The following is a 25,634-nucleotide window of genomic DNA, read 5'->3' on the forward strand; positions in this document are numbered from 1 at the left end:
GTCAGCTGTGCGTCCGCATCAGGGTGCGCATCGTCCGCATCGCGACCGAGAGGTTCGCCAGGTCGAAGCCCTCCGAACCGTGGATCTCCTCCAGGGTCGCGCGGGCGCGGCCCAGGATCGCGGCGTTGTTCGCCTCCCACGTCGAGAACCGCTGCTCCGGCGTGGCGGAGGTGTCGCCCTCCCCCAGCACGTCCGAGGTGAGCGCGGCGTGCGCGGCGAACAGGTCCTCACGGATCGACGCGCGCGCCATCGACTGCCAGCGGTCGTCGCGCGGCAGCTCCAGGATGCGGTCCAGGAGCTGGTTGATCCGCAGCCGGTCACCCAGGTCGTAGTAGACCTCGGCGACGGCCAGCGGCTCCTTGCCGGTGCGGTCGGCGACGGCCACGATGTCCAGCGCCGGGAAGACCGGCGAGAAACCGGACACCTGGACGGCCAGCGCCTCCGGCACGCCCGACTCCGTCAGCTCCGCGAGATTCGACTCGTACCACTCACGGGCGCCGCCCTGGAGCAGCTTCGGCAGCTGCTCCCAGACCTCGGCGACCCGGTCGCGGAAGAAACCGATGGTCTCGGAGAGCTCCAGCGGCTGCGGGCGGTTGTTGAGCAGCCAGCGGGTGCCGCGCTCGACGAGCCGCCGGCTGTGCAGCCGGATCCGGGTCTGGACGGCGGCCGGAACGCGGTTGTCCAGCGCCTCGACGTCGTCCCACACCTGGTTGAGCCGGAAGATCGCCCGGGCGGCGGTGTGGGCCCGCACCACCTCTTCCAGCGAGGCGCCGGTCTCCTCCCGCATCCGGTGCAGGAAGCTCGTACCGCCGGTGTTGACGGTGTCGTTGACCATCACCGTGGTGACGATCTCGCGGCGCAGCGCGTGGCCCTCGATCTGGTCGGCGAACTTCTCGTGCAGCGCGGACGGGAAGTACGCGTTGAGCAGGTGCTGGAGGTACGGGTCGTCCGGCAGCCCGGTCCGGATCAGCGCGTCGGCCACCGTGATCTTGGTGTACGCGAGCAGGACCGCGGTCTCCGGCTGGGTCAGACCCCGGCCCGTGCTCAGCCGCTCGCGGATCTGCCGGTCGGTGGGCAGGAACTCCAGCGCCCGGTCGAGGTGACCGTCGCGCACCAGGCGGCGCAGGAAGCGCTGCTGGGCGTGGATCATGCTGCCGGACTGCGCCTGGGCCAGCGCCAGCGCGGTGTTCTGCGCGTAGTTGTTGCGCAGCACCAGCGCGCCGACCTCGTCGGTCATCGCGGCGAGCAACTTGTTGCGCTGCTTGACCGTCATGTCGCCGTTGGCGACGACGGCGTTGAGCAGGATCTTGATGTTCACCTCGTGGTCGGAGGTGTCCACACCGGCGCTGTTGTCGATCGCGTCGGTGTTGATCTTCCCGCCCTTGGTGGCGAACTCGATCCGGCCCAGCTGCGTCAGACCGAGGTTGCCGCCCTCGCCGACGACCTTGGCCCGCAGGTCCTCGCCGTTGACGCGGATCGCGTCGTTCGACTTGTCGCCGACGTCGGCGTGCGACTCGGCCGACGACTTGACGTACGTGCCGATGCCGCCGTTCCAGACCAGGTCCACCGGCGCCCTGAGGATGGCCTTCATCAGCTCGGCAGGCGTCATCTTCTTGACACCGGCTTCCAGTCCGAGCGCCGCGCGGATCTGCGCATTGATCGGGATGGACTTCGCCGTCCGCGGGTGGATGCCGCCGCCCTGCGACAGCAGCTCGGTGCGGTAATCCGCCCACGACGACCGCGGCAGCTCGAACAGGCGGCGGCGCTCGGCGTACGAGGTGGCCGCGTCCGGCTTCGGGTCGATGAAGATGTGCCGGTGGTCGAAGGCGGCGACCAGGCGGATGTGCTCGCTGAGCAGCATGCCGTTGCCGAACACGTCACCGGACATGTCGCCGACGCCGACGGCGGTGAAGTCCTGGGTCTGGGTGTCGTGGCCCAGCTCCCGGAAGTGGCGCTTGACCGACTCCCAGGCGCCGCGGGCGGTGATGCCCATGCCCTTGTGGTCGTAGCCCGCGCTGCCACCGGAGGCGAAGGCGTCGCCCAGCCAGTAGCCGTACGACTCGGCGACCTCGTTGGCGATGTCGGAGAAGGTCGCGGTGCCCTTGTCGGCAGCGACGACGAGGTAGGTGTCGTCGCCGTCGTGACGGACGACGTTCTGCGGGTGCACGACCTCGCCGCCGACGAGGTTGTCGGTGATGTCGAGCAGACCCGAGATGAAGGTGCGGTAGCTGGCGACGCCCTCGGCGAGCCACGCGTCACGGCCCTGCGCCGGGTCCGGCAGCTGCTTGCCGACGAAACCGCCCTTGGAGCCGACCGGCACGATGACGGTGTTCTTGACCATCTGCGCCTTGACCAGGCCGAGGATCTCCGTACGGAAGTCCTCCCGCCGGTCCGACCAGCGCAGACCGCCGCGCGCCACCTTGCCGAAGCGCAGGTGGACACCCTCGACCTTCGGCGAGTACACCCAGATCTCGAACGCCGGGCGGGGCGCCGGGAGGTCCGGGATGGCCTGCGGGTCCAGCTTCATCGACAGGTACGCGTGCGGGCGGCCCTCGTCGTCGCGCTGGTAGTGGTTGGTGCGCAGCGTCGCCTTGATGACGGTGAGGAACGCGCGCAGGATGCGGTCCTCGTCCAGCGAGGCGACCTGGTCGAGCGCGCCCTCCAGCTCCTCCAGCAGCCCGTCGGTCAGCTCCGTACCGGCGCTCTGCCGCTCCGGCGAGAGCCGCGCCTCGAAGAGCGAGACCAGCAGCCGGGTGGTGTGGACGTTGTTGGCGAGCGTGTCCTCCATGTACGTCTGGCTGAAGGTCGAACCGGCCTGCCGCAGGTACTTCGCGTAGGCCCGCAGCACCATCGCCTGACGCCAGTCGAGACCGGCGCGGAGCACCAGCTCGTTGAAGCCGTCGCTCTCGGCGGCGCCGGTCCACACGGCGGTGAAGGCGTCCTGGAACCGCTCGCGGGCACCGTCGCCGTTGACCTTCTCCGGCATCCGCAGGCCGAAGTCGTAGACCCAGGCCAGCGTGGAGTCGGAGCAGGGCAGCTCGTACGGGCGCTCGTCGACGACCTCGACGCCCAGGCGGTTCAGGCCCGGCAGCACCTTGGAGAGCGAGACCGGCTCGCCCGTGCGGTAGATCTTGAAGCGGCGCTCGTTGGGCGCGGCACCGACCGGCTGGTAGAGGCTGACCGCGAAGTCCTTGCCGGCGTCGGCGGAGAGCTTCTCCAGGTGCTGGATGTCCGCGACGGCGCCGCGCGGGGAGTTGTCGGCCTTGTAGCCCTCGGGGAAGGCGTGGCCGTAGCGGCGCAGCAGCTCGGCGGCGCGCTCCTCGCCGACCTCGGCGGTCAGCGCCTCGGCGAAGCCGTCGGCCCACGAGCGGGCGGCCTCCACCAGACGCGCCTCGATGCGGTCCACATCGGCGTCGGTCAGGTCCGGCAGCGTCGCACCGGGCTCGACGCGGACGACGAAGTGCAGCCGGGAGAGGACCGACTCGGTGTTCCAGGCGGTGAAGTCGACACTGGTGCCGCCCAGCTCCTCCTTGAGGATGTCGATCAGCCGCAGCCGGACGCCGGTGGTGTAGCGGTCGCGCGGGAGGTAGACCAGCGCGGAGTAGTAGCGGCCGTACTCGTCCTGACGGAGGTAGAGCCGCAGGCGGCGGCGCTCCTGGAGGTAGAGGACGCTGGTGGCGATGGAGCGCAGCTGGTCGACGGGCGTCTGGAACAGCTCGTCGCGCGGGTACGTCTCCAGGATCTGCAGCAGGTCACGGCCGTCGTGGCTGTTCGGCGAGAACCCGGCGCTCTCCAGCACCTCGACGACCTTGCGGCGGATCACCGGCACCCGGCGCACCGACTCGGTGTACGCCGCCGACGAGAACAGGCCGAGGAAGCGGCGCTCGCCGATGACGTTGCCGTCCTTGTCGAACCGCTTGACGCCGACGTAGTCGAGGTAGGACGGGCGGTGGACGGTGGCGCGGCTGTTGGCCTTGGTGAGGATGAGCAGCTTGTGCTCACGGGCCTTGGCGCGGGCGTCGGCGGGCAGCCGGTTGAACGACGGCGAGACGGGGTGGCCGTCGTCCTCGGCGTGCACCGGGTCGGCGCGCAGGATGCCGAGGCCGGTGCCGGGCACGGCGGAGAGCACGTCCTCCTCGGCGCCGCCCTCACCCGGCGCGGTGATCAGCTCGTACTCGCGGTAGCCGAGGAAGGTGAAGTGGTCGGCGGCGAGCCAGCGCAGCAGCTCGCGGGCCTCCTCGATCTCCTGGTCGCGCAGGTCGTCGGCGGTCGGCTCGGACGGCAGCTCGTCGGCCATCCGCAGCGCGGCGCCGCGCATCTTCTCCCAGTCCTCGACGGCCTCACGGACGTCGGAGAGCACCCGGAGCAGGTCCGCGGTGATCTGCTTGAGGTCCTCGCGGTCGGTCTCGCGGTCCATCTCGACGTGGATCCACGACTCGGTGACCGCGTCGTGCGGCAGCTCGGCCTTGGCATCGGCCTTCGCAGCGGCCTTGGCCTTGGTGGTCCGGCCCTTGGCCGCGGGCTTGGCGGCGGCTTCGGCGGGCTTGGCGGCGCCGTTCGCCTCGCCGGAGTCCAGGATCTCCAGGAGCTTGCCGGTGACGTCGCGGCGGACGATGACCTGCGGGTGGATCACCAGGTGGATGCCGCGGCCCTGGCGGGACAGCTCATTGGTGACCGAGTCGACGAGGAAGGGCATGTCGTCGGTGACGACCTCGACGACGGAGTGGCTGGAGGTCCAGCCGTTCTCCTCGACGGTCGGGGTGTGCACACGGACGTTGGCGGTGCCCTGCGGGCGGTTCTCGGCGAGGCGGAAGTGCGAGATCGCGGCGCCGAACACGTCCACCGGGTCACGGTCCGCGAGGTCCTCGGCCGCGGTGTGCAGGTAGTAGCGCTGGAGATAACCCGTGAGGGTCTCCTGGTCGAGACCTCTGACCGGCTTCTTGCTCCCGGCCGGGCTGCTTTCAACGACTCGGGCCGCCCGTTCGAGCAGCTCGGTCTTGGCTTCATCCAGCTTGTTCTGCATGTCCTCTGGCTCCTGTCGCGCGCCGTTGCGTGACGTCGTGGAAGAACTCCATGGATGCTGCACAACGCCGCGGTGACGCGGGGTGTCCTGTCGCTGCCGACGCTATGCCGCGCTGAGCGCGGGCCGGGGCGCAATCGAAGACTTTTGATTGAGTCGTCACGCGCTCGTGGCCGCAGAGACCAGCGACCGCCCGGTCACATTCGTGTACCGGGCGCACGGCGGGGACCTCGATGCCCCCGCGGGTTATCGCGCTGATCACGCTGCAAGGCTATCGCTCTTCACTTCGGTGCCGTCATCGGCCTTACACGTCCAAATCTCTCCCCCGAACTTAGACCTTCTGGACAACGCACTCCTGGCGGCTTTGTGCCAGGCAGGTGTCCGGGGGCGGCGGTCCGCTCGCGGCGCCGCACGGCAGGTGCGGCCCAGGCGGCAGGTGCGGCCCGGGCGGGACGCGGCCGGGCGGCCCCGGGGGCCTGAGGGCGTGGGTATCGAAGGGTCGGGCCTCGCGGCCCAAGGGCGCGGATGCCGTAGGGCCCGGTCCTCGCCCTCGCCGGGCGCCCGCCGCTCGTCACCGCCCTCGGCTCAGGCCGCCAGGTTTCCGGCCACCTCGACCGCCTCGGCGAGGGTGTCGACGATCGGGACACCCGCCGCGCGGAGCCGGTCGCGGCTGTGCGAGCCGCCCGTGTAGAGCACGGCCCGCGCCCCCGCGTGGCGGGCCGCCACCGCGTCGTCCACCGCGTCCCCGATCACGACCGTACGGCCCGGGGCCACGGACCTCAGCGCCGCGAGGTGGCGCACCATGTCCTCGCTCTTGCCGCCGCCGGAGGGCCCCTTGCGGCCGTCCACCCGCAGGAAGTGCGGCTCGATACCGAAGCCCCGCACCAGGGGTATCAGCTCGTCGTGGCCGAACATGCTCAGGATCGACTGGCTGCCCCCGGCCGCGCGCCACCCCGCCAGCAGCGTGTCCGCCCCGTCGGTCAGCCCGCAGTGCCCCCGCCGGTCGCTGTAGTGGCGGTGGAACGCCTCGTCCATCACCAGCCACTCGGCGTCCGTCGGCATCCGCCCCATCAGATGCTCGTAGAACAGTGGCACCGGCACGCGGTACAGCTCGCGGTAGCGCTCCAGGGTGATCGGCTCCAGGCCGACCTCGGCGAACGCGGCGTTGGTCGCCCCGATCACGGCGTCGATGTCGTGGAACAGCGTGCCGTTCCAGTCCCACACGAGGTGTGTCGCGTGCTCGCCCATGCCTGCCCCCTCTTCGCTCACCGCCCTGCGCCGGGCACACGAAAAACCGTACCCGGCCCCACTGACAACGCCCCGCGCCGGACCCGGGCTCCGGAGGCACACGCCGGGCGCGACACCTCACGCCCGGGGCGCGGACCCCGAACGCCCCCGGCACCGAGCGGGCACGATGACGTGGGCCGCCCTCTCAGCCGAGCAGGCCCGGGATCTCCTGTACGCCGAACCACATCAGGTCGTGGTCCTCCGCGCCGTCGACCGTCCGCAGCGCGGCCTCGTCGCCCCCGTCGGCGGCGGCGAGCGCGTCCGCGGCGGCCGCGACGGCCTCCTCCGCGTCGGACGCGTCCACATGGACCGCGGCCGCCTTCTTCATCGGGACCGGGCCGGTCACCCGCACCGCGCCGAGCGCAGCGGGGTCCTGCTCACCGCCGGACGCAGCCGCCACCGCGGCATCCGGTACGTCCACCGCGACCACGACCCGCCGCCGGGCGGCGTCCGGCCGGGCGGCGAGCCGGCGCAGCGACGCCTGGGCCGCGCGGCCCAGCGCCGTGTACTCCAGCTCCTCGATGTCGTCGGAGACGCACTCCCGCAGCGCCGGGGTGACGGCGTACGCGTCCAGCGTGCCGGGGCCCAGCTCCCCCTTGCCGTGTGCCTCGGCGAGCCCGGGAAGGGTCAGGGGAACGTAGACGCGCATGACGGCCGCTTTCACTCAATTCACGCTATTTCATCGAGCCCGGAGAGGTGCCCGGCGCCCGGGAGGGCGCCAGCCAGCATACGGGCGCGCGTCCCCTTTCGAGGGGCGCCCTACGACCCGGACGACGCCGTTCCGGCCCGCCGGGACCCGCTCCCCGAGGCTTGTTCACGCCTCCGCCACCCGGAACGGTGAACTTTCCGGCGGGCCCGCCGCGACGACCGGCGCGTTGCCCGTGCCCTGGTCAGTCGGTAGAAGAGCCCCACCGAAGCTACTGCCCGGTAAGTGACCGGGCCCGGCAGAACGGGGGCGACCGCATGACCGGCACCACGACCATCCCGACCGGCACCACCCCACCGCCACAGCCCACCCCGCGCCTCTCCCCGCCCGGCTCCCGCGCCGACGGCTTACCGACCGTCCCCCGCCCCCGCCGCGCGGCGGACGCTCCCGCGGCCCCGGCACCGCGCACCGACGCGGACGCCCGCACCCCGGCATCGCCCGCACCACCCGGCGCCCCGGCCCCGGCCGTCGCGGCCATCCCGGGCGGCGCCCCGCCCCGCTCCCCCGCGGGCCGCAGGCCGACGGCCCGCGCCGGAGGATCCCGCCCGGGCACCGGCCCCAGGGGCCGCGCGGGATCCCGGCCGACCGGCCGCGCGGGCTCGGCGCCCACCGGCCGACCGGGCTCGGGACCGTCCGGCCGCGCGGGCTCGGAACCGACCGCGGGACGCGCCCTCCCGGGACGCCCCGTGAGCGCCGCAGCCGCGGTCAGCAGGCGGTCGGCCGGGGGTACCGCACTGCCGTCGCCCGGCGCGCAGCGGCGCGCTCAGGAGCGCCGGCCGCATCAGTGGTTCGCCCGGCAGCTGCTGCTCACGCTCGCCGGCGAGCTCCCCGTACACGCCCTCCTCGGGCATGCGCTGCCCGCCGCGTACGACCGGCTGATCGAACTGGCGCCGCTCGCACCGCTACGGAGGCGGCCCGGCCCCGGGACGCGGCCGCACGACGTGCCGACCGTCCGGGAATGCGGGCTGAGCAGGCCGTGCGACGGCGTCATCGAGGCGTTCGCCCGGATCGCCGACGGCGAGCGGCTGCGCGCCCTCGCCTTCCGGCTGGAGCTGGGCGCCGACGCCCGCTGGCGCTGCGCCGCCCTGGACATCGGCCCGACCCCGACGGGCCGGGGGCCGGGCCAGTTCGATCCGGTAGGCGGCCGATGACCACGAACGACGGCGGGGCCCCGGGGAAATACCCCGGAGCCCCGCCCCCACGACTCACTTCACTTCTTGCGGCGTCGGCCGCCCTTCTGGGCCTTGCGGCGCTCCGCTCGGGTCAGGCCGTCCGACTCCGAGCGGGCCGGGGCGTCGTCGTCGCTGGCGAAGTCGCCCTCGATCACGCCGCCCTCGCCGTCGACCGTCGGCGCCGAGAAGTGCAGCCGGTCCGGCCGCTGCGGCGCCTCCAGGCCCTTGGCGTGGATCTCGGGACGGCCCGCACCGGCGGGAACCGCCTCCGGGGCCTCCTTCTCCAGGGACGGCGCCTCGGCGCCCTCCTCCACCGGGACCTCCTCGACCTGCTGCTCCACCTGGACCTCCAGGTTGAACAGGTAGCCGACGGACTCCTCCTTGATGCCCTCCATCATGGCGGTGAACATGTCGAAGCCCTCGCGCTGGTACTCGACCAGCGGGTCCTTCTGGGCCATCGCCCGCAGGCCGATGCCCTCCTGGAGGTAGTCCATCTCGTAGAGGTGCTCACGCCACTTGCGGTCCAGGACGGACAGCACCACGCGGCGCTCCAGCTCCCGCATGATGTCGGAGCCCAGCTGCTCCTCGCGGGCGGCGTACTGCTGGGCGATGTCGTCCTTGGCCGCTTCGGCGATGAAGTCGGAGGTGATCCCGGCGCGGTCGCCGACCTCGTCCTCCAGCTCCTCGACGGTGACCTTCACCGGGTAGAGCTGCTTGAACGCGCCCCACAGGCGGTCCAGGTCCCACTCCTCCGCGAAGCCCTCGACCGTCTCCGCCTGGATGTAGGCGTCGATGGTGTCGTCCATGAAGTGCTTGACCTGGTCCTGGAGGTCCTCGCCCTCCAGGACGCGGCGGCGCTCGCCGTAGATGACCTCACGCTGGCGGTTGAGCACCTCGTCGTACTTCAGGACGTTCTTCCGCGTCTCGAAGTTCTGCTGCTCGACCTGCGACTGGGCGGAGGCGATGGCCCGCGTGACCATCTTGTTCTCGATCGGGACGTCGTCGGGGACATTGGCCATGGCCATGACGCGCTCGACCATCTGGGCCTTGAACAGCCGCATCAGGTCGTCGCCCAGGGAGAGGTAGAACCGCGACTCGCCCGGGTCGCCCTGACGGCCGGAGCGGCCGCGCAGCTGGTTGTCGATCCGGCGCGACTCGTGCCGCTCGGTGCCCAGGACGTAGAGCCCGCCCAGCTCCTTGACCTCCTCGAACTCCGCCTTCACCGCCGCCTCGGCGCGCTCCAGCGCGTCCGGCAGGGCGGCCGCCCACTCCTCGACGTGCTCGACGGGGTCCAGCCCGCGCTGCCGCAGCTCGGCCTCGGCGAGGTCGTCCGGGTTGCCGCCGAGCTTGATGTCCGTACCACGGCCGGCCATGTTCGTGGCGACCGTCACGGCGCCCTTGCGGCCGGCCTGGGCGACGATCGACGCCTCCCGCTCGTGGTGCTTGGCGTTCAGCACCTCGTGGTCGACGCCGCGCTCCTTGAGCTGCTGCGAGAGGTACTCGGACTTCTCGACGGACGTCGTGCCGACCAGGATCGGCTGGCCCTTCGCGTGCTTCTCGGCGATGTCGTCGACCACCGCGTCGAACTTCGCGGGCTCGGTGCGGTAGATCAGGTCGGCCTGGTCCATCCGCTGCATGGGGCGGTTGGTGGGGATCGGGACGACGCCGAGCTTGTAGATCTGGTGGAACTCGGCGGCCTCGGTCATCGCCGTACCGGTCATGCCGGAGAGCTTGCCGTAGAGGCGGAAGAAGTTCTGAAGGGTGATCGTGGCGAGCGTCTGGTTCTCGTCCTTGATCTCCACCCCTTCCTTCGCCTCGATGGCCTGGTGCATGCCCTCGTTGTAGCGGCGGCCCGCGAGGATACGGCCGGTGTGCTCGTCGACGATCATGACCTCGCCGTCGATGACGACGTAGTCCTTGTCGTTCTTGAACAGTTCCTTGGCCTTGATGGCGTTGTTGAGGTAGCCGACCAGCGGGGTGTTCACCGACTCGTAGAGGTTGTCGATGCCCAGCCAGTCCTCGACCTTGCTGACGCCGGACTCGTGGATGCCGACGGTGCGCTTCTTCTCGTCGATGTCGTAGTCGCCGGTCTCCTCGATACCGCGCTGCGGGTTGGCCGCCTCACCCTTCTTCAGGCGGCGCACCAACTTGGCGAAGTCTCCGTACCACTTGGTGGCGGAGTCGGCCGGACCGGAGATGATCAGCGGCGTACGGGCCTCGTCGACGAGGATGGAGTCGACCTCGTCGACGATCGCGAAGTTGTGGCCCCGCTGGACGAGTTCATCCTGCGACCAGGCCATGTTGTCGCGGAGGTAGTCGAAGCCGAACTCGTTGTTGGTGCCGTACGTGATGTCGCAGCCGTACTGCTCGCGGCGCTGCGCCGGGGTCATGTCGGCGAGGATGCAACCGACCTTCAGGCCCAGGAAATTGTGGACCCGGCCCATCATTTCGGAGTCGCGCTCGGCGAGGTAGTCGTTGACCGTGATGAGGTGGACGCCGTCGCCGGAGAGGGCGTTCAGATACGCCGGGAGGGTGCCGACGAGGGTCTTGCCCTCACCGGTCTTCATCTCGGCGACGTATCCCAGGTGAAGGGCCGCGCCACCCATCAGCTGGACGTCGTAGTGGCGCTGGCCGAGCACCCGCTTGGCGGCCTCGCGGACCGTGGCGAACGCCTCGGGCAGCAGGTCGTCCAGGCTCTCGCCGTCCTTGTAGCGCTCCTTGTACTCGTCGGTCAGCGCCCGCAGCTCGGCGTCGGAGAGGGCCGCGAAGTCCTCTTCAATGGAGTTGACCTGCCCCGCGATGCGGTGCAGTTTGCGCAGGATCTTTCCTTCGCCTGCACGCATGAGCTTGTTGAAGACGGACACTTGGGGTGGTCTCCTTGCCGGTCGGGCCTGCACGGTCGAGTGCGCGGGCGCGGCATTCTTCCAAGGGGCAGGCCCCGCCGCAACGGCCATCGTAAAGGAGGACGCCGTCCGGTCGGGAGGTCCGCCGCAGCCAACCCCGCCGGGCCCCTCTCCCCATGAACGCGCGAGGCCGCGAGAAGGTGCCGGGCCGGGCGGCGAAATCCCTTCGCGCCCGCACCCCGGTGGCCGCAGAATCCCTCCATGAAACCCGTCACCCTCACCACGGAGCGCCTGCTGCTGCGCCCGTTCCGGCGGTCGGACGCCCCCGCGGTGCACACCGCCTGCCAGGACCCGGACATCCCGCGCTGGACCAGCGTCCCGTACCCGTACACCCTCCGGGACGCCGAGCACTTCACGGGCGCGTTCTCCCCGCAGGGCTGGCGCCAGGGCACCGATCTCTCGTTCGCCGTGCTCACCCGGGACACGGACGCGCTGGTCGGCGCGGTGGGTCTGGTCCGCCTGGACCGTCTGCACACCCCGGAGCACCAGGCCGAGCTGGGGTACTGGACCGCCCGGGAGCAGCGCGGCAAGGGCTACACCGCCGAGGCCGCCGCCGCGGTGGTGCGCTGGGCCTTCCGTGACCTGGGCGTGGAGCGGCTGGAGTGGCGCGCCGAGGCCGGTAACCACGGCTCCTGGGCGGTCGCCCGCCGCACCGGCTTCCACCGGGAGGGCACCCTCCGCGGCGAGCTGGTACGCGACGGCACCCGCCGGGACGTCTGGCTCGGCTCGCTCCTCCCCTCCGACCTGCCGGCTCCCGACGCCCCGCCCCGGGAGCCCGCGGCGCGGACGCCGTACCTTCCGTACGGGGGCTGAGCGGGCGGCGGCGGAACGGGGGAGAGCGGCCCGGGCCGGATGGAAGGGGGCCCTCCGCGCCGTCGAGCCGGTGTGCGGACCGGCGACGGCCCGGGCGTTGTCAGTGGTCGCCCCTACTCTTTGCGGCATGACCGCCGTGACATCGCGACCGCGTTCCGTGACCGCCCTCTCCCGTGACGAGGCGCGGCGGCTGGCCCTGCGCGCCCAGGGCCTGCTGGGGGCGGACGGCCGCCGCGCCGGGGTGCGCGGGCTGCTGCGCCGCCTCGGCTCGGTGCAGCTCGACACGATCTCGGTCCTCGCCCGCTCGCACGAGCTCATCCCGTACAGCCGGCTCGGCGCCCTCGACCGTACGGAGATCGAGGCCGCCTATTGGAGCGGCGACCGCAGCTTCGAGTACTGGTCGCACGCCGCCTGCATCCTCCCCGTCGAGGAGTGGCCGCTCTTCGCCTTCCGCCGCCGCGCCTACCGCGCCCGCCCGCACTGGCACCACGAGCTGTCCCCTGCCGCCTACGACGCGGTCCTCACGCAGCTGCGGGAGCGGGGCCCGCTCACCGCGAGCCAGCTGGGCGGCGCGAAGAACGGCGGCGAGTGGTGGGACTGGAGCGCGTCGAAGATCGCGGTGGAGCGCGCCCTGATGTACGGCGAGGTGGTCTGCACCCGGCGCAGCGGCTGGAAGCGGGTGTACGACCTCGCCGAGCGCGCCATACCCGCCCCGCTGCTGGCGGACGAGCCGGAGGACGCCGAGTGCGTCCGTCGGCTGGTGGCGCAGGCGGGCGCCGCGATGGGCGTCGCCACCCGCGCCGATCTCGCGGACCACCACCGCCTCAAGACCGCGCAGGTCGACGCCGTGCTGGCCGACTCCGGCCTGGTGCCGGTCGTGGTCGAGGGCTGGTCCAAGCCCGCCTGGGCCGACCCCGCGGCGCTCGCGGCGCCGCCCCGCGGCCGCCACCGTACGACGCTGCTCTCCCCGTTCGACTCCCTCATCTGGGACCGCCCGCGCACCGAGCGGATCTTCGGCTTCACCCACCGTCTGGAGGCGTACGTCCCCCGCCCCCAGCGGATACACGGCTATTTCGCGATGCCGCTGCTCTCCGGCGGCCGTCTGGTCGGCCGGGTCGATCCGGCCCGCGAGGGCACCACGCTCGTCGCCCGCCAGGTGTCGATGGACGGCCCCAAGGCGGCCCGCCCGATGGCCCGGGCGCTGTTCGAGGCGGCAAGCTGGGTGGGGTGCGACACCGTACGGGTGGAACGCTGCGACGACACGGCGCTGGCCACGGCGCTGCGCCGGGAGCTGATACATCTCGGCGGCTGACGAGGGCGGGGCAAGTGGGCCGGAGTCGCGTGAGAAGGGGCGTCGGCCCCGGAGCCAGGGCGGGCCCACCGCCCCACCCGGCCCCTCACCGGATTTCGAGGATCTTCTCCCGCATCGCGTAGACCACCGCCTCCATCCGGGAGTGCAGCTGCAGCTTCTCCAGGATGTTGCGGACGTGGTTCTTCACGGTGTTCTCGGAGATGAAGAGTTCCTTGGCGATGTCGCGGTTGTTCCTGCCGGTGGCGACGAGCTTGAGGACCTCCAGCTCCCGGTCGGTGAGGCGAGGCGCGGGCACCAGCCGCCGTTCATCCGTGCGCTGGATCATCGACTTGAACTCGGTGAGCAGCTTGGACGCCATCGAGGGACTGATCTGCGACTGCCCGTCCGCGACGGCCCGGATGGCGGTCGCCACCTCGTCCGTGGAGATCTCCTTGAGCAGATAGCCGGTGGCCCCGGCCTTGATCGCCTCGTAGAGATCGGCTTCCTCGTCGCTGATCGTCAGCATGATGATCTTCGCGCTGGGGGCCACCTCCTTGATGGCGGTGCACGCCTCGATGCCGCCGCGCCGGGGCATCCGTACGTCCATCAGCACGATGTCGGGCAGCAGATCGGCGGCCTTCTCCACCGCCTCGGCGCCGTCCCCGGCCTCGCCGATGACCTGGATGTCCTCCTCCTGGGCCAGCACGATCTCCAGCCCCCGCCGGAAGAGGGCGTGATCATCCACCACCAGAACCCGGATCGGCTCCTCGCGTGACGGATCCGCTCCCCTCCCGCACGCGTCACCGGCGCCGTTACCGCCGCCGTCCGCGTCGCCGCGCACGGGCACGAAGCTGTCCCCCATCGTCCCTCCCCGTCAACTACCCGGCCCAGTGGCCAGAGTTTGGATACAAGGCTGGTTGACAACAGCCCCCGCGGCCAGCCCGGTCAACGCCATACGGCCGCTCCCCCGGCACCCGAGGTGCCCCTGCGCCATGGCCCGGCACAACTCTATACGGCCTCAACTCCTCCCCCATGCAGGCACGATGGTGCCCCCGGGCGCACGCCGGGGGCACCATGGGATGAGGTCAGCCGCCGAGTGCGCCCCCCGCGCCCCCGGCTCCTTCCTCCCCGAACGAATCGGGGTTCAGGTGGATGACGCCGTAGTCGTAGCCGTGCCGCCGGTAGACGACACTGGGCTGCTTCGTCTCGGCGTCGACGAAGAGATAGAAGTCGTGACCGACCAACTCCATCTCGTAGAGCGCCTGGTCGAGTGCCATGGGCGCCGCGGAGTGGGTCTTCTCGCGGACGACCAGCGGGCCGTCCCCCTGGACCACCAGGGACGCCACCTTCTTGGTGGGCACCCTCTCCTCGGGCGCCACGTCCGTGGCGAGCTCCCCATTGGGCTTCAGGTTCGCGGCGTCGGGGACGCTCACCGCCACGTCGCTGGCCGGGATGCGGCCGCTGCCCCGACGGGAGAAACGCTTGTCGTGCTGCTTGCGCAGCCGTGCCTCCAGCTTCGCGGTGGCCAGATCCAGCGCGGCGTACGGATCACCTGCCGCCGCCTCGGCCCGGACCACCGGGCCGCGGGAGCGAAGGGTGATCTCCACCCGGTCGGAACGGTCGGCCTGCCGCGGGTTCGGCTCCTTGGACACTTCGACGTCCAGGCTGATCACCTTGCCGTCGAGCTTCTGGACCTTATCCAGCTTCAGCTTCTCGGCCACGTGCTTGCGGAACCGCTCGGGCACCTCGGTCTTGCGGCCCTTGACGACGATGTCCACGCAGAACTCCGTTCCCGGATCGCCCCGCCCGACGAGCGGAACGATTCCTTCTTGCACCAGGCTCCGGTGAGTGCCGAAGCCTCGGACTTGGCGACTTTCACCTCCTCCTCCCCCGGGGACGGGCTCTCCACTCTCCTGATTTCAGGGTCGCGGCAAACAGCCCCATACGCACCCAGCACGACATTCGAGGCAAAGCGTCCGCCAAGTCCTCACAACCGAACATAGCTCGCTCCGGCGGGTGTCGGCACCCCCTCACGGCCACCAGCTGCGTTCAAGTGGATTTCGCCTCCCTACCTGGAACGTCCGTTTCCCGGCCTCAGTTCCGGTACGCGGCGAACGCCGCCCCCGGAGCGGCCACCACCGCCGCCCCCAGCGCCCGGCCGCCCACCGCCGCAACCGCCCGCCCGGCCTCGGCCAGCGTCGCCCCCGTGGTCACCAGGTCGTCCACCAGCACCACTGGCGCCGCCACCACCGGCCCGGCGGTCCCGCCCCGGACCACCAGGGCCCCGGCGACGTTGGAGAGCCGCTCCCGGGCACCCAGCCCCGCCTGGTCCGCCACCGGTCTGCGCTGCCGCAGCCCGGCCCACACCCGCGCCGCCCGGCCCGTGCACCGCAGCTCACGGGCGGCGGCGTACGCCAGCCGCCGCACCGGGTCGTGCCCGCGCCCGGCCACCGCCCCCCGCGCCGACGGCACCGGGACCAGCACCACCGGCCCCGCCCGCGGACCCGCGCCGCCCTGCGGCCCGCACAGCCCCCGTACCGCGGCCGCCAGCGTCGCCCCCAGCGGTTCGGCCAGCCGCAGCGCGCCCCGCTCCTTGTGCGCGAGCAGCACCGCCCGCACCTCATCGGCGTAGACCGCCCCCGCCCATACCTCCGGCAGCCCCACCGGCGCCGGGTCCGGACGCACCCGGGCCGCGCCGCGCGCCAGCCCCCGGCGGCACGGCGCGCACAGCTCCGTACGCGGCCGTCCGCATCCGGCGCAGTCCACCGGCAGCACCAGCCCGGCCAGCTCCTGCCATATCTCCCGCATGACTCCACTGTCACGCGCCGGGCTGTCCCTCACCAGCCCTGTGGAAAACCCCTCCGGCGCACCTGCTCCCGGCCGCGTAGCCGCGCACTCACCCCGGGTAAACCGGCGCCGTACCGTCCTTCGCCACGGTCTTCCAATTGGCGTCCGGCGGCAACCGGACGATGCCGTCGACGGCATCGGCGATCAGCGGGCGGGTCTCGTCCTCGGACGCGGCCACCGCCTTGACGCCCGTGACGCCGGGCAGGCTCGGCACGTTCGACGCGGATCCGTCGGTCTCCATGAACTGCATCTGCTGCACGCCGCCCGACTCCCGGCCCACGACCACCAGCCGGCTGCCGCCCGCCCAGGACGCCGCGACCACGTCCTCCAACTGGGGCGCGATCGGCCGCAGTTCCTCGACCGACAGCAGCGGGTGCGCCGACGAACCGCCCCGCTCGACCCGGCCGAGCTGCAACGTCGTACGCCCGCCGTCCTCCACGAGGATCGCTATCCGGATGCCGTCGGCGGCCATCCGGATCGCCTTGATCCGCCGCGTACCGAGACCGGGCACCGCCACCTGCTCCGGGTCGCCCTTGCCCTCGCGCATCCGCAGCAGCCGCGAACCGTGGGCGGTGCGTTCGGCGATCCACAGATCGCCCAGACCGTCCCAACTGGGCGCCGTCAGACCGTCCTTGACCGCGCTGGTCAGCATCGGTCCGCCCCGCTCCACGCTGTCCTCCAGCGCGGCGACGTACAGCGACCTGCCGTCGGTCGACACCCCGGCGGCGGTGCGCTCGTCCCGGGCGACGGCGACCGAACGGAGCGGCGTCTTGCCCGTCCCGAACGGGCCGCGCACCGGCGACGCCTCGGTCGCCGTGTCCGACAGCGCGACGAGCCGGTGCTCGGCGTCGAGGTAGTACTCGTCGGCCGGTCCGCCGGCGCGCTGCTGCGGCGCGAAGTCCCGTTCCGCCCGGCTCTGGCTCAGGACGCACAGCGAGTTGCCGTTGCCGTCCTGCAGCTCCACCTCACTGATCTTCGACGCCCGGGTCATGTCCTGGACGGTGAAGAACAACTGAGCCGCCATCCGCCTGCACTGCCCGGTGTCCGTGCTCACCGCCTCCTTGCTGAGCTTCACCTGAAGCGCGTTGGAGTCGTTGAGCGACAGACTGCGGCTGGCCAGCCGGGTGCGGGAGGGGAACTCCGAGACGGTGACCTGGTTCAGCCAGTTGGTGGGCCCGTCCAGCAGCGCCTTCACGCTCGCCGTGATCGGATCTATCCGCCGCCGCAGGTAGACGGGGTCGGCGACCAGCACGTCACGGCGTGCCTTGGGCTCCTGCGACTCCGTCTTGTAGGACGCGAAGTAGTACTTGTTGACCGACTGATAGATGCGCTGGAAATCGGACTGCCCCAGCACCAGCCCGTTGGGCAGCCGGTCGATCCGCCACTGCCCCTTCTCCTTGATGAGGTGGATCGTGCGGTGGTACGGCTTCTCCTCCGGCGTGTACGCGTGGCCCGCGTCCACCGTGGCGACCTGACTGCCCGACAGCGTGACGGTGTATCCGTCCCGATCCCCCCGGATCTGCGGCCCGTTCTCCGGCTTGGGGCGCTCCTGGAGCACATTCGTCACCAGGAACGGCCGCCAGGTCCGCCGCGCCGACTGGGCCAGATACTGCGTGGCCGTACGGAAGTCCGCCTCGTCGCTGGTGGTCGCGTCGAGGAAGCTGCGGACGATATTGGTCGGCTGCGCACCGGCCTGCGGCGGCACGCCGTACACCCGCACCTGCGAATCACCGTCGACACGCGGCGACTGATCGACCGCCTTGACGTCCCCGCTCTCCGGCATCGAGGCACACCCGGCCAGCACCAGCGCCGCGCATCCGAGCAGCGCGACGCCCCGGACCTGACGACGCCGCTGGGCGCCCCGGGGGCACGGCGCCTCGGCCGCACCCTCCGGCCCCGTGTCGGCCTCGCCCCGTCCCGCCCGGGAGACCGCCGCTTCCCCCTGTCGTCCCTGCTCAGCGCCCACGCAGCTCACCCTCCCGGTCCCCGCCCCGAACGCCGTCGACCGGGTCACCGTCACCGGCGCGCGTATGCGTCCCACGCGCCGCCTTGTCGTCCCGTACGCCCTCCGGCGACGCGCCGTTCCCGGACGGGCCGGCGGGCAGCGCCGCCCGGGTCGGGGCGGTGAGGGCGGCCGGGGTACGGGCTCCGCCGGGCCGCCGACGGTTCGCGGCCGCCGCCGCGCGGTTGCGCCGGGAGTCCTCCGGCTCCAGCGGGATCGGCGAGCCCCGCAGCGCCTCGCCCGCCGTACGCGGCAGAGTCAGCCGGAACTGCGAACCGCCACCGGGCTCGCCCCACGCCTGGAGCCAGCCGCCGTGCAGCCGGGCGTCCTCGACGGCGATCGACAGGCCCAGGCCCGTACCGCCCGTCGTCCGCGCCCGCGCCGGGTCCGCGCGCCAGAAACGGTTGAACACCCGGGCCGCCTCGCCCGGCTTCAACCCCACGCCGTAATCGCGCACCGCCACCGCCACCGCACCACCACTGGGGCCACCGGCCGACGCCAGCCGCACCACCACATCGCGGCCCTCACCGTGCTCGACGGCGTTGACGACGAGATTCCGCAGCACCCGCTCGACCCGCCGGGAGTCCGCCTCGGCGATCACCGGCTGCTCGGCGCCGCGCACCAGGATGCGGGTCCCGGTCCGCTCGGCCAGCGGCTCGGCGCCCTCGATGACACGCTGCACCACGTCCCGCAGATCGACCGGCCCGGCCTCCAGCGCTGCCGCACCGGCGTCGAACCGGCTGATCTCCAGCAGCTCCGCCAGCAGCGACTCGAAGCGGTCCAACTGCCCGCGCAGCAGCTCCGCGGAGCGCTTGGTCGCCGGATCGAAGTCCTCGCGCGCCTCGTGGATGACGTCCGCCGCCATCCGGACCGTCGTCAGCGGCGTCCGCAGCTCGTGCGAGACGTCCGAGACGAAGCGGCGCTGCATCCGGGACAGCTCCTCCAGCTGCTGGATCTTGAGCTGGAGGTTCTGCGCCATCTTGTTGAACGATTCACCCAGACGTGCGATGTCGTCCTCGCCGGTGACCTTCATCCGCTCCTGGAGCAGCCCGGCGGCCAGCCGCTCGGAGATCCCCGCGGCCATCCGCACCGGTGTGACGACCTGCCGGACGACGAGCCAGGCGATGGCGCCGAGCAGGATCACCACGAACACCCCGGCCGTCGCCAGCGTGCCCGTCACCAGCTTCAGCGACTCCGCCTCCTGCGTGAACGGGAAGAGGTAGTAGAGCTGGAACTGGTTGCCGTTCACATCGTTGAGACGCTTGCCGATGATCAGCGCCGGTACGCCCTCGTCCGACCCGATCCGCTTGATCTGCGTGTACTGGCGGAACGTGCCCGCCCTGGCGTCCAGCTTCCGCCGCAGCTCCGGCGGAACACTCGCCTCCGGATCGACGTCCCCGGAGGCGCGCGGCCCCCGGGTGCCGCGGCTGGCGTCGCCGAACGGCTCATCGGAGTCCGAGCTGAGCGCCACGACGGAGAAAACCCCCTGGCCACCACTGGCCAGCTGCTCGACCAGGCCGGTCAACCAGGTCGCGGAATCCTGGGTGCCGCGGCCCCCGGAGCGCGCGGCGTCGTCGCCCACGGTCGCACCGGCGCCCGCCCCGGCGCCGTCGGCGAGCTTCTGCGCCACGCCGAAACCACCCGCCGCCTGACTCTGCGCGGCCTGCGCCTTCGCGGTGAGCAGCCCGTTACGGACCTGCCCGACGACGACCACGCCGAGCAGCAACACCACGACCAGCGACATCAGCAGCGTCGACGCGACGACCCGGAGCTGGATGTTGCGCCGCCACAGCCGCAGCGCGGGCAGCAGCGGCCGCCGCACCCAGCGGCTGAACAGCCGCAGCAACGGATGCACCGGGCCGCTGACCGCGCCGTCGGGCAGCAGCTGCCCGCCACGCAGCAACCGCGCGAACACCCTCGCCGAGAGGGACGTCCCGCGTGCCGAGTCGGTGGAACGCCCCCGCTTGGTCTCCGGGGCCGCACCGGTCCGGCTCATATCAGCTGGGCCCGGCCTTGTAGCCGACGCCGCGCACGGTCACCACGATCTCGGGCCGCTCGGGGTCCTTCTCGACCTTGGAGCGGAGCCGCTGGACATGGACGTTGACGAGCCGGGTGTCGGCGGCGTGACGGTAGCCCCACACCTGCTCCAGCAGCACCTCTCGGGTGAACACCTGCCAGGGCTTACGGGCCAGCGCCACCAGCAGGTCGAACTCCAGCGGCGTCAGCGCGATCGACTGCCCGTCCCGCTTCACCGAGTGCCCGGCGACATCGATGACCAGGTCACCGATGGCCAGCTGCTCGGGCGCCGGCTCCTCCGACCGCCGCAGCCGGGCCCGTATCCGGGCCACCAGCTCCTTGGGCTTGAACGGCTTGACGATGTAGTCGTCCGCCCCCGATTCGAGGCCGACCACCACATCCACGGTGTCGTTCTTGGCCGTCAGCATCACGATCGGCACCCCGGACTCGGCCCGGATCAGCCGGCACACCTCGATGCCGTCCCGTCCGGGAAGCATCAGATCGAGCAGTACAAGATCGGGCTTGGACTCGCGGAAGGCGGCAAGCGCCTTGTCACCATCCGCCACGAACGACGGTTCAAAGCCTTCGCCGCGCAGCACGATGCCAAGCATCTCTGCCAGTGCGGTGTCGTCGTCGACGACAAGGACGCGTCCCTTCATTCGGCCATCATCCCATTACCTGATCGTGACGTGCTCCAACGTGACGTGGAACACAGCTTTGCGAGACCGTCCCGGGTCACCGGGGAGACCACCCCCGCCTCCGTCACGATCGCCGTCACCAGCTCCGCGGGCGTCACATCGAACGCCGGGTTGTACGCCGGGGCACCCGCCGGAGCCACCGGAAGGGCCCCCGGGAACTCCGTCACCTCCCGCCCCGGACGCTGCTCCACGACGATGTCCGCGCCCCTGGCGGTCGCCGGATCGACGGTGCTCAGCGGCGCCACCACCACGAACGGCACCCGGTGGTGCCGGGCCAGCACCGCCAGCGGATAGCTGCCCACCTTGTTGGCCACGGAGCCGTCCGCCGCGATCCGGTCCGCGCCGATCAGCACGGCGTCCACCTCCCCCGCCGCGAACAGCGAACCCGCCGCCCCGTCCGCCAGCACGGTGTACGGCATCCCGGCCCGCGCCGCCTCGTACGCGGTCAGCCGCGCGCCCTGCAACAGCGGCCGGGTCTCGTCCACCCACAGCCGACGCAGCGCGCCCGCCCGGTGCGCGGCGAGCGCCACCGCCAGGGCCGTCCCCTCGCCGCCGGACACCAGGGCGCCCGTGTTGCAGTGGGTGAGGATCCGGTGCCCGCCCTCCGGCCGCAGCTCACCGAGGAGCGCCAGACCGTGCCGTGCCATCCGCGCGCTGGCGTCGGCGTCCTCGGCGTGCACCGCGCGCGCCTCGGCCAGCGCCGCCGACGCGGCGGCCTCCGGGCCCGCACCGGCGTCCGACGCGGCACGGTGGGCGTCGGACGCCCGCCGCACCCCGTATCCGAGATTGACCGCCGTCGGCCTGGCATGCGCCAAAGCCTCGGCCGCCGCCGCCACATCGTCACCGCGCGCCGCGGCCAGCGCGACGCCGTACGCGCCCGCGATGCCCAGCAACGGGGCCCCGCGCACCGCCAGCGTCCGTATCGCCGCCACCAGCTGCGGCACGTCCGCACAGACCAGCTCGGTCTCCTCGGCGGGCAGCCGGGTCTGGTCGAGCAGCACCACCGCGGGTCCTTCGGGCGGGTCCGCCCACCTCAGCGACGGGACGACGGGCGCCGCGGCGCCGGTCTCGGGTACCTCGTGACGTTCGGCCATCCGCCCAGTCTGCCGCCCGACGCCGCCCGAACAGAACCTCCCCGCCCCTCCAGGCCACAGGCACCGGGCCCCAGCCGCCATGACACGATGACTGCCACCGCGGACGCCGGTCCCGACCGCCACGGCGGCGACCGGGAAGCATGAAGGAGCGACGATGAACAACTCTCCGGGCTGGGCTTCGCCCGGATCCGCCCCCTCCGACGAGCCGGACCGCGGCGACCGGGACCAACCCGACCCGACGCCCGCGCCGGACGGCGAGAAGCCGTCGGCACCGCCGCAGTGGTCGACGCAGCAACCGCCCGCCGGTACGTGGTCCACCCGTGCGGGTGTCCCCGGTCCCCGGGGCCGTGCCACCTCCGGTGTCGGGGCGGGCGGCCAGGTGCCCGGCGGCCCGCCCTGGGGCGGCGGCTGGGCTCCGGTGCCGCCCGCCCCGAAGCCCGGTGTCGTCCCGCTGCGGCCGCTGAGCATCGGGGAGATCCTGGACGGCGCGCTCTCGACGCTCCGCGTCCACTGGCGCACCGTCCTCGGCATCTCGCTCGTCATCGCCGTCGTGGCACAGGTCGCCACCACCGCCGTGACGAAACTGTGGTTCCCGGACACCGGCCGGGCCCCCGTACTGCGGGGCGAGTCCACCGAGGCGGTCACCAAGGCGTTCCGCGACCTGGGCAGGACGCTCCTCGGCAGCGGCATCACCTCACTGATCGGGCTGCTCGCCACGATCCTCACCACCGGCCTGCTGACCATGATCGTCAGCCGCGCCGTCCTCGGCCGCCCGGTCGCCGCCGGTGAGGCGTGGCGGGACGCCCGGCCTCAGCTGCCCCGGCTCTGCGGCCTCCTCTTCCTGCTGATGCTGCTGCTCACCGCCGTGATCACCGTGGCCACCATCCCCGGCGGCATCGTCATCGCGGTCGGCTCCGCGCCCGCCGGGTTCGCCCTCGGCTCGCTGGGCCTGCTGGTCGGCGGCGCCGTGGCCATCTGGCTGTGGGTACGGTTCAGCCTCGCCCCGCCCGCCCTGATGCTGGAGAAGCAGGGCGTCCTCGCCTCGATGCGCCGCTCCGCGAAGCTCGTACGCGGCTCCTGGTGGCGCGTCCTGGGCATCCAGCTGCTGACGTACCTGCTCGTCGGCATCATCACGTTCATCGTCCAGATCCCCGTCACGCTGATCGCCTTCATCATCGACGGCGACTCCCTCCTGAGCTGGATGAACGGCACCGCCAACGCCACCGGCTGGACGGTCCTGACCGTCCTGGGCATCGGCGCCGTCATCAGCTCCGCCCTCACCTTCCCGCTCAGCGCGGGCGTGACGGCCCTCCTCTACATGGACCAGCGCATCCGCCGCGAATCCCTCGACCTCGAACTCGCCCACGCCGCCGGCCTCACCGGCTACGACACCCCGGTCCCCACGGGGAACGTCCCCAGCCAGGCCACACCGGCCACTGACGTCCCCACCGCCCCTCCGACGGACAACTGATGCACTGACACGGCACCAACGGGTCCAGGAGGCGCCCAGGCACCGCCCAGCACCCGCACACCGCCCCTCTTCCGCCCCGTCTCCCACCTGGGAGGCGGGGCGGAAGTGCATCCGCTCCTTTCCCTCCCCGCAGCACGGCCAGTTCTCTACCAGCTGGCTCTCTGCACCACCGCGCCCCGGCCGCCCCGCCGCGACGATCCCTACGCGGCTCTGAGCCCACGTCGAGGGCCTGGCTCCACGCCTCCGCCGACGATGCCTTCAGCGCCATATGCCGGTGAAGCCTGGCCCTCCAGCAACACCTACGGGACGCTGCCTTGCGGGCCGCCAGCCTGTTCCGCATACCTCCCCCACTCAGCCCTGGCTCACCGGCAAAGGGCTTCGTGAACAGCTCCATTACCACCTGTGGCTGAACGCAAAAATGCTCCGGTCCCCGGAAACCACTAACTGGTTTCCGGGAACCGGAGCTCAAAAATAGTTCGGCGGCGTCCTACTCTCCCACAGAGTCCCCTCTGCAGTACCATCGGCGCTGAAAGGCTTAGCTTCCGGGTTCGGAATGTAACCGGGCGTTTCCCTAACGCAATGACCACCGAAACACTATGAAGTTGACCAACCCGGCATCAACACAGGTCGTTACTTCAGAACCTACACAGTGGACGCGAGCAACTGAGGACAAGCCCTCGGCCTATTAGTACCAGTCAACTCCACCGGTTGCCCGGCTTCCATATCTGGCCTATCAACCCAGTCGTCTACTGGGAGCCTTAACCTCTCAAGGAGGTGGGAGTACTCATCTCGAAGCAGGCTTCCCGCTTAGATGCTTTCAGCGGTTATCCTTTCCGAACGTAGCCAACCAGCCATGCCCTTGGCAGGACAACTGGCACACCAGAGGTTCGTCCGTCCCGGTCCTCTCGTACTAGGGACAGCCCTTCTCAATACTCCTACGCGCACAGCGGATAGGGACCGAACTGTCTCACGACGTTCTAAACCCAGCTCGCGTACCGCTTTAATGGGCGAACAGCCCAACCCTTGGGACCGACTCCAGCCCCAGGATGCGACGAGCCGACATCGAGGTGCCAAACCATCCCGTCGATATGGACTCTTGGGGAAGATCAGCCTGTTATCCCCGGGGTACCTTTTATCCGTTGAGCGACGGCGCTTCCACAAGCCACCGCCGGATCACTAGTCCCTACTTTCGTACCTGCTCGACCCGTCAGTCTCACAGTCAAGCTCCCTTGTGCACTTACACTCAACACCTGATTGCCAACCAGGCTGAGGGAACCTTTGGGCGCCTCCGTTACTCTTTAGGAGGCAACCGCCCCAGTTAAACTACCCACCAGACACTGTCCCTGATCCGGATCACGGACCCAGGTTAGACATCCAGCACGACCAGAGTGGTATTTCAACAACGACTCCACAACCACTGGCGTGATCGCTTCACAGTCTCCCACCTATCCTACACAAGCCGAACCGAACACCAATATCAAGCTATAGTAAAGGTCCCGGGGTCTTTCCGTCCTGCTGCGCGAAACGAGCATCTTTACTCGTAGTGCAATTTCACCGGGCCTATGGTTGAGACAGTCGAGAAGTCGTTACGCCATTCGTGCAGGTCGGAACTTACCCGACAAGGAATTTCGCTACCTTAGGATGGTTATAGTTACCACCGCCGTTTACTGGCGCTTAAGTTCTCAGCTTCGCCATGACGAATCATGACTAACCGGTCCCCTTAACGTTCCAGCACCGGGCAGGCGTCAGTCCGTATACATCGCCTTACGGCTTCGCACGGACCTGTGTTTTTAGTAAACAGTCGCTTCTCGCTGGTCTCTGCGGCCACCACCAGCTCACCGAGTAAATCGGATCACCAGCAATGGCCCCCCTTCTCCCGAAGTTACGGGGGCATTTTGCCGAGTTCCTTAACCATAGTTCACCCGAACGCCTCGGTATTCTCTACCTGACCACCTGAGTCGGTTTAGGGTACGGGCCGCCATGAAACTCGCTAGAGGCTTTTCTCGACAGCATAGGATCATCCACTTCGCCACAATCGGCTCGGCATCAGGTCTCAGACTATATGCACGACGGATTTACCTACCGTGCGTCCTACACCCTTACCCCGGGACAACCACCGCCCGGGCTGGACTACCTTCCTGCGTCACCCCATCACTCACCTACTACCACCTTGGATCAGCGGCTCCACCACTCCCCTCAACTCCGAAGAGATCAGGGCGGCTTCACGGCCTTAGCATCAGAGGGCTCGATGTTTGACGCTTCACAACGGGTACCGGAATATCAACCGGTTGTCCATCGACTACGCCTGTCGGCC

Annotated in this window: 15 protein-coding genes and 2 rRNA genes (1 of these 17 only partly in view); 4 read left to right on the plus strand and 13 right to left on the minus strand. The window is 70.9% G+C overall.

The annotated features are described in order from the left end of the window. Position 1: 1 nt before the first annotated feature. From OG422_RS11190 to OG422_RS11200, 3 genes are all read right to left on the minus strand, one after another. The gene (locus OG422_RS11190) at positions 2 to 5,023 is read right to left on the minus strand and encodes an NAD-glutamate dehydrogenase (RefSeq protein ID WP_405742391.1); all 5,022 of its coding nucleotides are present in this window, start codon (positions 5,021 to 5,023) and stop codon (positions 2 to 4) included. Positions 5,024 to 5,605: 582 nt separating this feature from the next. Further along, entirely contained in the window at positions 5,606 to 6,268 is a 663-nt protein-coding gene (locus OG422_RS11195) for an HAD family hydrolase (RefSeq protein ID WP_143943378.1), read from the minus strand. A gap of 184 nt (positions 6,269 to 6,452) precedes the next feature. After that, positions 6,453 to 6,956 (minus strand): DUF6912 family protein, encoded by a 504-nt coding sequence (locus OG422_RS11200; protein ID WP_405747733.1) that lies wholly within the window; start codon positions 6,954 to 6,956, stop codon positions 6,453 to 6,455. Positions 6,957 to 7,699: 743 nt separating this feature from the next. Between OG422_RS11200 and OG422_RS11205 the strand changes: the two genes are divergently transcribed. Continuing rightward, positions 7,700 to 8,164 (plus strand): Rv3235 family protein, encoded by a 465-nt coding sequence (locus OG422_RS11205; protein ID WP_405742394.1) that lies wholly within the window; start codon positions 7,700 to 7,702, stop codon positions 8,162 to 8,164. Between the two features lie 59 nt (positions 8,165 to 8,223). On the opposite strand, the gene secA is transcribed toward OG422_RS11205, so the two are convergent. Further along, the gene (secA, locus tag OG422_RS11210) at positions 8,224 to 11,049 is read right to left on the minus strand and encodes a preprotein translocase subunit SecA (protein ID WP_405742396.1); all 2,826 of its coding nucleotides are present in this window, start codon (positions 11,047 to 11,049) and stop codon (positions 8,224 to 8,226) included. Between the two features lie 240 nt (positions 11,050 to 11,289). Between secA and OG422_RS11215 the strand changes: the two genes are divergently transcribed. After that, complete coding sequence (locus OG422_RS11215) at positions 11,290 to 11,901, plus strand: GNAT family N-acetyltransferase (RefSeq protein ID WP_405742398.1); 612 nt, start codon at positions 11,290 to 11,292, stop codon at positions 11,899 to 11,901. Between the two features lie 127 nt (positions 11,902 to 12,028). Then, complete coding sequence (locus OG422_RS11220) at positions 12,029 to 13,213, plus strand: winged helix-turn-helix domain-containing protein (RefSeq protein WP_405742400.1); 1,185 nt, start codon at positions 12,029 to 12,031, stop codon at positions 13,211 to 13,213. A gap of 85 nt (positions 13,214 to 13,298) precedes the next feature. Here OG422_RS11220 and OG422_RS11225 read toward each other — a convergent pair whose 3' ends face one another. From OG422_RS11225 to mtnA, 7 genes are all read right to left on the minus strand, one after another. After that, positions 13,299 to 14,054 carry a response regulator transcription factor gene (locus tag OG422_RS11225; RefSeq protein WP_143942151.1) on the minus strand — a complete coding sequence of 252 codons (756 nt, stop codon included), beginning with the start codon at positions 14,052 to 14,054 and terminating at the stop codon, positions 13,299 to 13,301. A 223-nt stretch (positions 14,055 to 14,277) separates the two neighbouring features. After that, complete coding sequence (gene hpf / locus OG422_RS11230) at positions 14,278 to 14,970, minus strand: ribosome hibernation-promoting factor, HPF/YfiA family (protein WP_405747735.1); 693 nt, start codon at positions 14,968 to 14,970, stop codon at positions 14,278 to 14,280. 316 nt (positions 14,971 to 15,286) lie between these two features. After that, positions 15,287 to 16,000 carry a ComF family protein gene (locus tag OG422_RS11235; RefSeq protein WP_405742402.1) on the minus strand — a complete coding sequence of 238 codons (714 nt, stop codon included), beginning with the start codon at positions 15,998 to 16,000 and terminating at the stop codon, positions 15,287 to 15,289. 88 nt (positions 16,001 to 16,088) lie between these two features. Next, positions 16,089 to 17,864, minus strand: a complete 1,776-nt coding sequence (locus OG422_RS11240) for an LpqB family beta-propeller domain-containing protein (RefSeq protein ID WP_405747737.1) — start codon at positions 17,862 to 17,864, stop codon at positions 16,089 to 16,091. Between the two features lie 130 nt (positions 17,865 to 17,994). After that, positions 17,995 to 20,037: an MtrAB system histidine kinase MtrB gene (mtrB, locus tag OG422_RS11245; RefSeq protein WP_143942147.1), complete on the minus strand. Its 2,043-nt coding sequence runs from the start codon at positions 20,035 to 20,037 to the stop codon at positions 17,995 to 17,997. 1 nt (position 20,038) lies between these two features. Then, on the minus strand, positions 20,039 to 20,716 hold the full coding sequence (gene mtrA / locus OG422_RS11250; RefSeq protein WP_405742405.1) for a two-component system response regulator MtrA: 678 nt from the start codon (positions 20,714 to 20,716) through the stop codon (positions 20,039 to 20,041). Further along, complete coding sequence (gene mtnA / locus OG422_RS11255; RefSeq protein ID WP_405742407.1) at positions 20,713 to 21,849, minus strand: S-methyl-5-thioribose-1-phosphate isomerase; 1,137 nt, start codon at positions 21,847 to 21,849, stop codon at positions 20,713 to 20,715. The genes mtrA and mtnA overlap by 4 nt, the downstream gene beginning before the upstream one ends. A 154-nt stretch (positions 21,850 to 22,003) precedes the next feature. Here mtnA and OG422_RS11260 point away from each other — a divergent pair, with 154 nt between their 5' ends. Continuing rightward, positions 22,004 to 23,320 carry a hypothetical protein gene (locus OG422_RS11260; protein WP_405742409.1) on the plus strand — a complete coding sequence of 439 codons (1,317 nt, stop codon included), beginning with the start codon at positions 22,004 to 22,006 and terminating at the stop codon, positions 23,318 to 23,320. Between the two features lie 474 nt (positions 23,321 to 23,794). Here OG422_RS11260 and rrf read toward each other — a convergent pair. Continuing rightward, positions 23,795 to 23,911 (minus strand): 5S ribosomal RNA (gene rrf / locus OG422_RS11265). A 74-nt stretch (positions 23,912 to 23,985) separates the two neighbouring features. Continuing rightward, positions 23,986 to 25,634: ribosomal RNA gene (locus tag OG422_RS11270) — 23S ribosomal RNA — on the minus strand; it runs 1,472 nt beyond the window's last position.

It is taken from the genome of Streptomyces sp. NBC_01525, assembly GCF_045040405.1.
GTDB classification, from domain to species: domain Bacteria; phylum Actinomycetota; class Actinomycetes; order Streptomycetales; family Streptomycetaceae; genus Streptomyces; species Streptomyces benahoarensis.

Excerpts from the sequence above, each read along its gene's own strand:
- OG422_RS11190 (WP_405742391.1), bottom strand. The coding sequence starts at position 5,023 with ATGCAGAACAAGCTGGATGAAGCCAAGACCGAGCTGCTCGAACGGGCG.
- OG422_RS11195 (WP_143943378.1), bottom strand. The coding sequence starts at position 6,268 with ATGGGCGAGCACGCGACACACCTCGTGTGGGACTGGAACGGCACGCTG.
- OG422_RS11200 (WP_405747733.1), bottom strand. The coding sequence starts at position 6,956 with ATGCGCGTCTACGTTCCCCTGACCCTTCCCGGGCTCGCCGAGGCACAC.
- OG422_RS11215 (WP_405742398.1), top strand. The coding sequence starts at position 11,290 with ATGAAACCCGTCACCCTCACCACGGAGCGCCTGCTGCTGCGCCCGTTC.
- OG422_RS11220 (WP_405742400.1), top strand. The coding sequence starts at position 12,029 with ATGACCGCCGTGACATCGCGACCGCGTTCCGTGACCGCCCTCTCCCGT.
- OG422_RS11225 (WP_143942151.1), bottom strand. The coding sequence starts at position 14,054 with ATGGGGGACAGCTTCGTGCCCGTGCGCGGCGACGCGGACGGCGGCGGT.
- OG422_RS11235 (WP_405742402.1), bottom strand. The coding sequence starts at position 16,000 with ATGCGGGAGATATGGCAGGAGCTGGCCGGGCTGGTGCTGCCGGTGGAC.
- mtrB (WP_143942147.1), bottom strand. The coding sequence starts at position 20,037 with ATGAGCCGGACCGGTGCGGCCCCGGAGACCAAGCGGGGGCGTTCCACC.
- mtrA (WP_405742405.1), bottom strand. The coding sequence starts at position 20,716 with ATGAAGGGACGCGTCCTTGTCGTCGACGACGACACCGCACTGGCAGAG.
- mtnA (WP_405742407.1), bottom strand. The coding sequence starts at position 21,849 with ATGGCCGAACGTCACGAGGTACCCGAGACCGGCGCCGCGGCGCCCGTC.
- OG422_RS11260 (WP_405742409.1), top strand. The coding sequence starts at position 22,004 with ATGAACAACTCTCCGGGCTGGGCTTCGCCCGGATCCGCCCCCTCCGAC.